Genomic DNA, 544 nt, shown 5'->3' with positions numbered 1-544 from the left:
CTGGTGGAAGAAAACCTGACAGATAAATCTTCTGTTCGTGTCAGTAACCGTGTCGGTGATGTGCAGATGGGAAGAAAACAGGGGGAAAAAGAAGAAAACCTTGTGGATAAGTCTCCCCGCCAGTCTGAACGGAGTGGGAAAAATATTCGACCCTCTGTGCAAAAATCCAGAGATGCACCGGAACTGATACGGACAGAGAAGCAAAGTGAGGATTTTGGACAGTCGAAGCCGGACAGTCAGGGAGACTGAAAGAAAAACGTGCTGATCTATCAGAAAACAGAGGAGACAGCCGGAGAAATCAGACAGGTGGCAGCAAAAAGCCAAAACAAAAACAACGTTTGAAGTTTGCTTATGAGGAAACTGGTGCTTCTGTGAAAAATGACAAAGATATGGAGAAATTGAACCAGATGGATACGGATGGAGTCAATTTCCGCCATCAGAAACAGAAAGAAAAAGCCAAAAAGTTTTCTTATGAAGAAGCAAGAAAGAAAAAGGAAGCAAAGCAGCATTCCAAGAAAGCACAGGTCTATCAGGCAAATGAAGG

1 protein-coding gene is annotated in these 544 nt (G+C 43.6%); it reads left to right on the top strand.

The genetic code is table 11. The annotated features are described in order from the left end of the window. Positions 1–249: hypothetical protein (locus tag PGQ33_RS16715; RefSeq protein ID WP_270206124.1), on the top strand; the 249-nt coding region annotated here is incomplete at its 5' end. Positions 250–544: the final 295 nt, after the last annotated feature.

This window comes from Coprococcus sp. AM100_B19A (assembly GCF_027662015.1).
In the GTDB taxonomy this organism is placed as follows: Bacteria; Bacillota; Clostridia; order Lachnospirales; family Lachnospiraceae; genus Allocoprococcus; species Allocoprococcus comes.
This window is presented reverse-complemented; position numbering and strand designations above follow the sequence as displayed.